General features: G+C 70.1%; 4 protein-coding genes, 1 tRNA gene and 1 rRNA gene. 5 read left to right on the forward strand and 1 reads right to left on the reverse strand.

Going from position 1 to position 10,667, the window contains the following annotated elements:
• From rrf to VKA29_RS33630, 3 genes are all read left to right on the forward strand, one after another.
• Window positions 1–77: ribosomal RNA gene (gene rrf / locus VKA29_RS33620) — 5S ribosomal RNA — on the forward strand; the annotation flags it as partial.
• A gap of 114 nt (window positions 78–191) precedes the next feature.
• Window positions 192–854 (forward strand): DegT/DnrJ/EryC1/StrS family aminotransferase, encoded by a 663-nt coding sequence (locus VKA29_RS33625; protein WP_324789838.1) that lies wholly within the window; start codon window positions 192–194, stop codon window positions 852–854.
• Window positions 855–929: 75 nt separating this feature from the next.
• A tRNA-Thr gene (locus VKA29_RS33630) sits at window positions 930–1,005 on the forward strand.
• 43 nt (window positions 1,006–1,048) lie between these two features.
• On the opposite strand, the gene VKA29_RS33635 is transcribed toward VKA29_RS33630, so the two are convergent.
• The gene (locus VKA29_RS33635) at window positions 1,049–3,802 is read right to left on the reverse strand and encodes a SpoIIE family protein phosphatase (protein WP_324789835.1); all 2,754 of its coding nucleotides are present in this window, start codon (window positions 3,800–3,802) and stop codon (window positions 1,049–1,051) included.
• Between the two features lie 379 nt (window positions 3,803–4,181).
• Here VKA29_RS33635 and VKA29_RS33640 point away from each other — a divergent pair, with 379 nt between their 5' ends.
• Window positions 4,182–9,644: a HAMP domain-containing protein gene (locus VKA29_RS33640; RefSeq protein ID WP_324789836.1), complete on the forward strand. Its 5,463-nt coding sequence runs from the start codon at window positions 4,182–4,184 to the stop codon at window positions 9,642–9,644.
• 277 nt (window positions 9,645–9,921) lie between these two features.
• Window positions 9,922–10,596, forward strand: coding sequence for a response regulator (locus tag VKA29_RS33645; RefSeq protein WP_324789837.1), 675 nt, complete (start codon window positions 9,922–9,924; stop codon window positions 10,594–10,596).
• Window positions 10,597–10,667 lie beyond the last annotated feature (71 nt).

Consider the following 10,667-nt stretch of genomic DNA (forward strand, 5'->3'; position numbering starts at 1 on the left):
CGAACCCGGAAGCTAAGCCTTACAGCGCCGATGGTACTGCAGGGGGGACCCTGTGGGAGAGTAGGACGCCGCCGAACGAACTTTGAAAGGGTTGGGCCCGGAACTTCGGTTCCGGGCCCAACCCTTTTTTGTTGCACGTCACTTGAAGTTCACGTTGCGCAACCACCATCCGCAGCATGGGTACTGCTGCAATGCTCAGAGCCGCGGGCGTCGGACCCGGTGACGAGGTCGTCGTGCCGGCGTTCGGAAACGCCGAAGTCGCCGAGGCCGTCGCCCTGACCGGGGCGCTTCCGGTGTTCGCGGACATCGATCCGGTCACGTACTGCCTCGACCCGTCCGCCGTCGAGGCGGCGACAACTCCGCGCACGGCGGCCCTCGTCGCCGTGCACCGCTTCGGCCGGCCCGCCGACGTCACGCGCCTGCACGGCGTCGGGCAGCGGCACGGGCTCCTGGTGCTGGAGCAGGGGGAGTCCGAGGCGCCGTACGACGAGGTGGCTCAGCGCAGGGAGCGGGCGGCCTATCTCGACACCAGGCTGAGGGGTGTGCGCACGCCCGACAGCGGTGAGGGGCACACCTATCAGCAGTACGTCGTGCGCGTGCCGGGGAACGGACGGCCGGACCGGGACGCGTTCGCGCGGGCCGTACGGGCCAGGGGAGTCGAGTGCCGGGTGCCGGTGAAGACCCCGGTGCACCGGCTGCCCGAGTTCCGCAGCCGTGTGGCGCTTCCGGAGACCGAACGGGCGGCCGACGAAACCCTCTCGCTGCCCGTCGACGCCACCCTGACGCGGCGGGACATGCAGCGGATCGTGGCCGCCTGCAATGCGCTCGGAGGACTGCTTCAGCCCGCCTTCTGACGGAGTTGGGAGCAGCCATGTGTTCGGGGTATGATCTATTCCGTTGCCGCGGGGGAAACCCCGAAAAGGCGACCGGCCCCTATAGCTCAGTCGGCAGAGCGTCTCCATGGTAAGGAGAAGGTCAACGGTTCGATTCCGTTTGGGGGCTCCACAGAAAAGGCCCCGCCCTCTCGGGCGGGGCCTTTTCGCGTCTCTCAGTCCTTGTGGGGGACCGGAACCCGCATCGCCAGGATCGCCATGTCGTCCGAGGGCGCATCCGAGGCGAAGCGCTCCACCGCGCGCATGATGCGGGCCGCCACCGCGCCGGCCGTCAGGCCCGTACAGGTCGTGAGAACCTCGGCGAGGCCGTCGTCGCCCAGCATGCGGGTGCCCTCGCGGCGCTCGGTCACGCCGTCCGTCACACACAGCAGGACATCGCCGGGATCGAGGGTGACCGTCTGCTCGTACAGCTCCAGGTCCTCCATGACGCCCAGCAGCGGCTGAGGTTCAGCCGCCGGTTCGACGGTGCCGTCCTGGCGCAGCCGGAGCGGCAGCGGGTGGCCGGCGCAGACCACCTTGAGTACCGCGCTGCCGTCCTCCCGGGGCCACAACTCGCCGTAGAGCAGGGTCAGGAAGCGGCTGCGGGCGCCTTCGTCCAGGATCGCCGAGTTGAGGCGCTGCAGGACCGCGGGGCCGCCGAAGCCCTCCCGGGCCAGCAGCCGCAGCGCGTGCCGGGCCAGGCCGGTGACCGCGGCCGCCTCCGGGCCCGTACCGCAGACGTCGCCGATCGCGAAACCGTAGGCCCCGTCGCTGATGGGGAACAGGTCGTAGAAGTCGCCGCCGACCTCGTTGCCCTCGCCGGCCGCGCGGTAGATGACCTCGACCTCCACCCCGTCGATCCGAGGGAGCTCCGGGGGCAGCAGACTGCGCTGGAGGGACTGGCTGATGGCCGTGCGCTCCGAATACAGGCGGGCGTTGTCCAGGGCCAGGGCCGCGCGGCGGCTCAAGTCCTCCGCCAGCTCCAGGATCTCCTGGCGGAAGTGCTCGTCGGTGGGCTTGCCCAGCGTCAGCATGCCGATGACGCGGTTGCGGGCCACCAGGGGCAGCACGACGGTCTCGCCGCCGACCGCCGAGGCCGTGGCGAGGGTGGGCCCGATGCCCGAGGCGACCTGGTAGGTGGGGACGCCGCCGAGACCGAGGCTGCGCATCGAGCTGCGCAGAGCGGCCTGGTGGGCCACCTCGCCGGGAGCCGGCCAGACGCGGGCGCCGGGCGTCGGCACCGGATCGGGCGGGGGGATCTTCGACAACAGTGACTTGATGCCGTCGATGAGTTCCTCGTCCTCGTGCAGGACGTACGACAGGTACGGTTCGGAAGCCTGGTCGGCGATCGTGTAGACGGCGCACCAGGTGGCGAGGGTCGGGACCGTCATCTGCGCCATCAGGGCGAGGGTCTGGTCGCGGTCCAGGGTGCCGGCCAGCAGGTCGGAGGCCTCCACGAGGAAGCTGAGGGAGCCCCGGCGCAGCCGCTCCAGTTCGCCCAGGCGGGCCGACTCGACCGCCAACGCGATGCGGTCCGCGGCGAACTGGAGGCGCAGCGCCTCTTCGTTGGAGTACCTGTCGGGGGCCTCGGCCGCCACGCCGAGGGAGCCGGTGAGACGGCCCTCCACCTTCAGCGGGACCGTGACGACGGAACGCATGCCCGTGCCGGTGAGCAGGGGCACGGCGCCGGGTACGGCGGTCAGGTCGTCGTGGACGGCCGGCATGCGGGCGGAGCCGTAGCGGCCGGGGCCTGCCTCGACGGGTACGCGGGCGAAGCGCTGGCGGGCCGAGGGCAGGCCCGTCGAGGCGCGGACCTCCAGCTCGGTCTCGTCGTCGGTGGCCAGGAGCAGGAAGGCGGCGTCCGCGTCGAGCATGTCGCGGGCGCGCTCCACCGTGCGCTGCAGGAGGCCGTCGAGGTCGTCCGGGGCCGGGGAGCCGATGAACACCTCGAAGGGGTCGGTGCTCTGTCCCTCGGAGACGGTGGCCGTGTCCGAGGCGGGGACACGCAACGGCGTCTGCAGCACGGCGCGTTCGTGGTCGCGGACCAGCAGGCAGACGGTGGACGGATCGCCGTCGGTGTCGCGGACGCGGAGATGGGAGGCGTACACCGGGAGGACGCGGCCGTGGGCGCCCCTTATGCCGTAAGTGCCCTCCCAGCGGGAGAGTTGGAGCGCCTCGGCGATGCCCGTGCTGGTGCCGGGGGTGTGCGGCCAGGCCGCCAGGTCGGTCAGCGGCTTTCCGACGACCTGTTCGGCCGGGTAGCCGAAGAGGTCCTCCGCGTCCTCGTTCCAGGACGTGATCGCGCCCGCGCGGTCGATCTGGACGACCGCGACGCGTACCCGGCTGTCGGCCAGCGGGAGGAGGTCGGCGGGCAGGGTCGGGCCCGCGGTGCGCGTCCCGACCGGGCGGTCGGGGAGGTCGAGCTGGAACCAGACCTGCTTGTGCGTGGGCGTGTACTCCACGCCCCAGCGGCCGGCCAGCGCCGCGCACAGCTGGAGGCCGCGGCCGCCCTCGCGGTCGGGGCTGCCCATGGTGGCGGGCGAGCCCTGGAGGGGGATCTCGCGCTCCGGGTAGCGGTCGGCGACCTCGACGCGTACGCCGTCGTCGCTGCGCAGGCACAGCACGTCCGCGGAGGTGCCCGCGTGCACGACGGCGTTGGTGACCAGTTCGCTGGTGAGCACCACGGCGTCGTCGACGATGTCGGCGAAGCCCCAGCCCTGGAGCGTGTCGCGGACGAAGGAGCGGGCGCTCGCGACGGATCGCCCCTCGGGCTCGAAGCTGGCGGCCGCGCGCGCGGTGATCACAGCACTCCTCGTCCGGTTGTCGACGTGCGGGGCCCCCTGGCCGACCGGATCGTGCCGCGGGTGCGGCAGACCGCCCGTCGGCCGGTGCTCCGGGGGCTGTGCCCCCGGGATCAGTCCGGTGGTCATGTGTGCGGCCGCCCCTCCGATGCCCGCTCGTGCTCGTGCCACCGCCCAGGCCGGACGGACCGGCGCGGCTGGACAGCCGCATGCAAGGTTACTTACCTTCGCCGTCCGTGCGGATGCCGGTCCGCAGTGTTTCCGCCTGCAGGGTGGTGTGCGGACGATGTGCGAAGCTGCCGAACTGTTATGGCCTGGTTCGGGCAGGGTGAAACACTGGGCAGGCTTCTTGTGAAAGTCCGGGCGGGCTGCGTGTCTTCCGCGCAGGACGGGCAGCAGCTCTTGATGTGACCTGAGGCACCGGGCAGCAATGCGCGGCACCCACTGGTACCCCGTGAGGCGGTACCCGAGTACGGCGGCAACGGTCGAACCCTCCGGGAGGGAACAAGTGGAGTCTGGCGCGGCGACGCGGGCCACTGGGACGCGCGCGAAAGGCGGACAGCCCCTGGGCGGTCGACGCACACCGCGCGGTGGCACCACCGCGGTGGACACGGCTGCCCTGAACCGGCTGCTGGCGGCCCTGGTGGCCATGCGGGACGGGAACTTCCGCAAGCGCCTCACGGTGTCCGGGGACGGCGTGATGGCGGAGATCGCGGCCGTCTTCAACGAGGTGGCCGACCGGAACCTGCACCTGACGGGCGAACTGTCCCGGGTGCGCCGCATGGTGGGGCGTGAGGGCAAGCTCACGGAGCGGCTGGAGACGGGCGCCTGCGAGGGGTCCTGGGCGGCCGCCATCGACGCGTCGAACGCCCTGGTGGACGACCTCGTGCGGCCCGTCTCCGAGGTCGGCCGGGTGCTGGCGGCCGTGGCGGACGGTGATCTGTCGCCGCGCATGGAGCTGCGGTCGCAGTCGGCGGACGGCGGCGGGCATCCGCTGCGCGGGGAGTTCCTGAAGGTCGGGCGTACCGTCAACAACCTGGTCGACCAGTTGTCCACGTTCACCGACGAGGTCACGCGGGTGGCCAGCGAGGTGGGCACCGAGGGCAAGCTGGGCGGGCAGGCACGCGTGCGCGGCATGTCGGGTTCGTGGAAGGACCTCACGGACTCGGTCAACACGATGGCGTACCGGCTGACGGCACAGGTGCGGGACATCGCGCTGGTCACGACCGCGGTGGCCAAGGGCGACCTGTCGCGGAAGGTGACCGTCCACGTCGCCGGCGAGATGCTGGAGCTGAAGAACACCGTCAACACGATGGTGGACCAGCTGTCGTCGTTCTCCTCCGAGGTCACGCGGGTGGCCCGGGAGGTCGGTGTGGAGGGTGAGCTCGGCGGTCAGGCGCAGGTGCCGGGCGTGGCCGGGGTGTGGAAGGACCTCACCGACTCGGTGAACCTGATGGCCGGCAACCTGACGGCGCAGGTGCGGGGCATCGCCCAGGTGACCACGGCCGTGGCCAACGGTGACCTGTCGCAGAAGGTGACCGTGTCGGCGCGCGGCGAGGTCGCGCAGCTCGCGGACACGATCAACCAGATGACCGAGACGCTGCGGATCTTCGCGGACGAGGTCACGCGGGTGGCCAACGAGGTCGGTGCGGCCGGACAGCTGGGCGGGCAGGCGAACGTGCCCGGTGCCGCCGGCACCTGGAAGGACCTCACCGACTCCGTCAACACGGTGTTCCGGAATCTGACCATCCAGGTGAGGGACATCGCCGCTGTCACGACGGCCGTGGCCAACGGTGATCTCTCCCAGAAGGTCACGGTGGACGTGGCCGGCGAGATGCTGGAGCTGAAGAACACCGTCAACGGGATGGTGGACCAGCTGTCGTCCTTCGGTTCCGAGGTCACGCGGGTGGCCCGCGAGGTCGGTGTGGAGGGTGAGCTGGGCGGTCAGGCGCAGGTGCCGGGCGCGGCCGGTACGTGGAAGGACCTGACGGACTCCGTCAACACCGCGTTCCGCAACCTCACCGGACAGGTGAGGAACATCGCCCAGGTGACGACGGCCGTGGCCAACGGCGACCTGTCGCAGAAGGTCACCGTGGACGTCTCCGGCGAGATGCTGCAACTGAAGAACACCGTGAACACGATGGTGGACCAGCTGTCGTCGTTCGCCGACCAGGTGACGCGGATGGCCCGGGACGTGGGCACCGAGGGCCGTCTGGGCGGGCAGGCGGTCGTGCCGGGCGTGTCCGGCACGTGGAAGGAACTGACCGACTCCGTCAACTTCATGGCGGGCAACCTCACCTCGCAGGTGCGGCAGATCGCCCAGGTGACGACCGCGGTGGCGCGCGGCGACCTCTCCCAGAAGATCGACGTCGACGCGCGCGGCGAGATCCTCGAGCTGAAGAACACCATCAACACGATGGTCGAGCAGCTCTCCGGCTTCGCCGACCAGGTGACCAGGGTGGCCCGTGAGGTGGGCACCGAGGGGCGCCTGGGCGGTCAGGCGCAGGTGCCGGGCGTGGCCGGGGTGTGGCGGGACCTGACCGACTCCGTGAACGGGATGGCGGGCAACCTCACCGCCCAGGTCCGCAACATCGCGCAGGTGGCCACGGCGGTGGCGCGCGGTGACCTCTCCCAGAAGATCACCGTGGACGCGCGCGGGGAGATCCTGGAGCTGAAGAACACCCTGAACACGATGGTGGACCAGCTGTCGTCGTTCGCGGAGGAGGTCACCCGGGTCGCCCGCGAGGTGGGCACGGAGGGCCAGCTGGGCGGTCAGGCCGAGGTGCAGGGCGTCTCCGGCACCTGGAAGGACCTCACCCAGTCCGTCAACTTCATGGCGAACAACCTGACCATCCAGGTCCGCAACATCGCCGAGGTCACCACCGCGGTCGCCAAGGGCGATCTGTCGAAGAAGATCACTGTCGACGCGAAGGGCGAGATCCTCGAACTCGTCACGACCGTCAACACGATGGTCGACCAGCTGTCGTCGTTCGCCGAGCAGGTGACCCGGGTGGCCCGTGAGGTGGGCACCGAGGGCATCCTGGGCGGTCAGGCGCACGTGCCGGGCGTCACCGGCATCTGGAAGGACCTCAGCGACAACGTCAACCTGATGGCCAAGAACCTGACCATGCAGGTGCGCAACATCTCCCAGGTCGCGGCGGCCGTCGCCAACGGCGACCTGACCCGGACGGTGACGATCGAGGCGCGCGGCGAGGTCGCGCAGCTCGCCGACACCTTCAACACCATGGTGAAGACGCTGAGTTCGTTCGCCGACCAGGTCACCAAGGTGGCCCGCGAGGTGGGCACGGACGGCATCCTGGGCGGGCAGGCGCACGTGCCCGGCGTGGCCGGCACCTGGAAGGACCTCACCGAGTCCGTGAACCAGATGGCGTCCAACCTGACCGGCCAGGTGCGCAACATCGCCATGGTCACCACCGCCATCGCCAAGGGCGACCTGACGAAGAAGATCGACATCGACGCCCGGGGCGAGATCCTCGAGCTGAAGACGACCATCAACACGATGGTGGACCAGCTGTCGTCGTTCGCCGAGGAGGTCACCCGGGTGGCCCGTGAGGTGGGCACCGAGGGGCAGCTGGGCGGCCAGGCACGCGTGCGTGACGTCGACGGCACCTGGCGCGACCTCACCGAGTCGGTGAACGAGATGGCCGGGAACCTCACCCGGCAGGTGCGCGCCATCGCGCGCGTGGCGACGGCGGTGACCCGCGGCGACCTGAACCTGAAGATCGACGTCGACGCGTCCGGTGAGATCCAGGAACTGCAGGACTACATCAACAAGATGATCGCCAACCTGCGCGACACCACCATCGCCAACAAGGAGCAGGACTGGCTGAAGGGCAACCTCGCGCGCGTGTCCGCCCTGATGCAGGGCCGGCGCGACCTGGAGGACGTGGCCTCGCTCATCATGAGCGAACTGCCGCCCCTGGTGGCCGCGCAGCACGGCGCCTTCTTCCTGGCGATGCCTCCGGCCGACGGCAAGGACGGCGCCGACGAGTACGAGCTGCGGATGCTGGGCTCGTACGGCTACTCGATGGGCTCCATGCCGACGTCGTTCCGGCCCGGCGAGGCGCTGATCGGGACGGCCGCCCAGGAGAAGCGGACGATCCTGGTGGAGAACGCGCCCAGCGGCTACCTGAAGATCTCCTCCGGGCTCGGCGAGGCCCCGCCCGCGCAGGTGATCGTCCTTCCGGTGCTGTTCGAGGGCCAGGTGCTCGGCGTGATCGAACTGGCGTCGTTCACGCCGTTCACGCAGATCCAGAAGGACTTCCTCAACCAGATCGCGGAGATGATCGCCACCAGCGTCAACACCATCTCGGTCAACACCAAGACCGAGCAGCTGCTGAAGCAGTCGCAGGAGCTGACCGAGCAACTGCGGGAGCGGTCCGCGGAGTTGGAGAACCGTCAGAAGGCGCTCCAGGCGTCCAACGCCGAACTGGAGGAGAAGGCGGAGCTGCTGGCGCAGCAGAACCGCGACATCGAGGTGAAGAACACCGAGATCGAGGAGGCGAGGCAGGTCCTGGAGGAGCGCGCCGAGCAGCTCGCGGTCTCCATGCGGTACAAGAGCGAGTTCCTCGCCAACATGTCGCACGAGCTGCGCACGCCGCTCAACTCGCTGCTGATCCTGGCCAAGCTGCTCGCCGACAACGCCGAGGGCAACCTGTCGCCGAAGCAGGTGGAGTTCGCCGAGACCATTCACGGCGCCGGCTCCGACCTGCTCCAGCTGATCAACGACATCCTGGACCTGTCGAAGGTCGAGGCGGGCAAGATGGACGTCTCACCGACGCGCATCGCGCTCGTCCAGCTCGTCGACTACGTGGAGGCCACGTTCCGGCCGCTGACCGCGGAGAAGGGCCTGGACCTGTCCGTGCGGGTGTCGCCGGAGCTGCCCGCCACCCTGCACACCGACGAGCAGCGGCTGCTGCAGGTGCTGCGCAACCTCTTGTCCAACGCGGTGAAGTTCACCGACTCCGGCTCGGTGGAGCTGGTGATCCGGCCGGCCGGCGCGGACGTGCCGCAGTCCATCCGGGAGCAGTTGCTGGAGGCCGGTTCGCTGACCGACCCGGACGCGCCGCTGATCGCGTTCTCCGTCACCGACACCGGTATCGGCATCGCGGCCAGTAAGATGCGGGTCATCTTCGAGGCGTTCAAGCAGGCGGACGGCACGACCAGCCGCAAGTACGGCGGCACCGGCCTGGGCCTGTCCATCTCGCGGGAGATCGCCCAGCTGCTCGGCGGTGAGATCCACGCGCAGAGCGAGCCGGGACGCGGCTCGACGTTCACGCTGTATCTGCCGCTGCACCCCAGCGAGCTGCCGCCGCAGGGCTACCAGCAGCCGGTGCCCGCCCTGGAGGCCGGTGACCTGGTGGCCGCCTCGGAACTGTCCCAGCTGTCCGAGGCGGAGATCGAGACCCCGGCCGAGGTGAAGTCGTACCAGGAGACGCAGAACGGGGCCGCCGCGCTGTTCCGGCGCCGCCGCCGGCCCGGTGGTCCGGACGCCGGGGCGCGCCCGGTGACGCCGGAACGGCTGCCGGACGCCCCGCTGAGTGAGGTGCCCCGAGGGCGGCGCGGCATCCGGTTCGGCGGGCACAAGGTGCTGATCGTCGACGACGACATCCGCAACGTCTTCGCCCTGACCAGTGTCCTGGAGCAGCACGGGCTGTCCGTGCTGTACGCCGAGAACGGCCGCGAGGGCATCGAGGTGCTGGAGCAGCACGACGACGTGGCGGTCGTCCTGATGGACATCATGATGCCCGAGATGGACGGGTACGCGACGACCACGGCGATCCGCAGGATGCCGCAGTTCGCGGGCCTGCCGATCATCGCGCTGACGGCGAAGGCGATGAAGGGCGACCGGGAGAAGGCGATCGAGTCGGGCGCCTCCGACTACGTGACCAAGCCGGTCGACCCGGATCACCTGCTGACGGTGATGGACCAGTGGATGCGGGCCGAGTGACCGCGCGGAGCGAGGCGTCCGGGCAGCCGCCGACTCCGTGGCGCCGGGGCCGTGTAGGAACGGGGGATCCGGGGAACCTTCTGGTCTCCCGCCCCGTTTCCGCTGCGTGCACTGTGACATCACGGTGACAGGGTGTGGCGACGGGCGGGGTGCGGCTACGATGACCGGCACAAGGACGGGCGGCGCAAGGGAGCCGTCCCCTGTGGCGGCACCCGAGGGTGTCGTCCCAAGTCCTGCGGACAGGGGAGGCCCCACGCCGGGGCGAGGAGGGCGGGCCATGGTGCAGAAGGCCAAGATCCTCCTGGTCGATGACCGGCCGGAGAATCTGCTGGCGCTGGAGGCCATCCTCTCCGCGCTCGATCAGACGCTGGTGCGGGCATCGTCCGGGGAGGAAGCGCTCAAAGCACTGCTGACGGACGACTTCGCGGTCATTCTGCTGGACGTCCAGATGCCGGGCATGGACGGTTTCGAGACGGCCGCGCACATCAAGCGGCGGGAGCGCACCCGGGACATCCCGATCATCTTCCTCACCGCGATCAACCACGGCCCCCACCACACCTTCCGCGGATACGCGGCGGGTGCGGTCGACTACATCTCCAAGCCGTTCGACCCGTGGGTGCTGCGCGCGAAGGTGTCGGTTTTCGTCGAGCTGTACATGAAGAACTGTCAGCTCCGGGAGCAGGCGGCGCTGCTGCGGCTGCAGCTGGAGGGCGGCGACAGGACCGCGGCCGGCGAGTCGAAGGAGCCGACCGGTCTGCTCGCCGAGCTGTCGGCGCGGCTCGCGGCGGTCGAGGAGCAGGCCGAGGCGCTGTCCAAACAGCTCGACGACGAGTCGGCGGACGCGGCGGCGGTGGCCACCGCGGCCCATCTCGAACGCAAACTCACGGGGCTGCGGCGGGCGCTGGACGCGCTGGAGCCGGGTGCCGGGAGCACCTCGTCGGTGACCTCCTAGGAGTTGTCGTCAAATGTCACGCCCACATCAGCAGGGCTGCGAGGGTGACGGCTGCTTGGTAGGACTCGGCG

The organism is Streptomyces sp. H51 (assembly GCF_035656535.1).
Lineage (GTDB): Bacteria > Actinomycetota > Actinomycetes > Streptomycetales > Streptomycetaceae > Streptomyces.

Bases quoted from the DNA above. Each gene is read 5' to 3' on its own strand.
- VKA29_RS33625 (WP_324789838.1), top strand. From the start codon at position 192: ATGCTCAGAGCCGCGGGCGTCGGACCCGGTGACGAGGTCGTCGTGCCG.
- VKA29_RS33635 (WP_324789835.1), bottom strand. From the start codon at position 3,802: ATGACCACCGGACTGATCCCGGGGGCACAGCCCCCGGAGCACCGGCCG.
- VKA29_RS33645 (WP_324789837.1), top strand. From the start codon at position 9,922: ATGGTGCAGAAGGCCAAGATCCTCCTGGTCGATGACCGGCCGGAGAAT.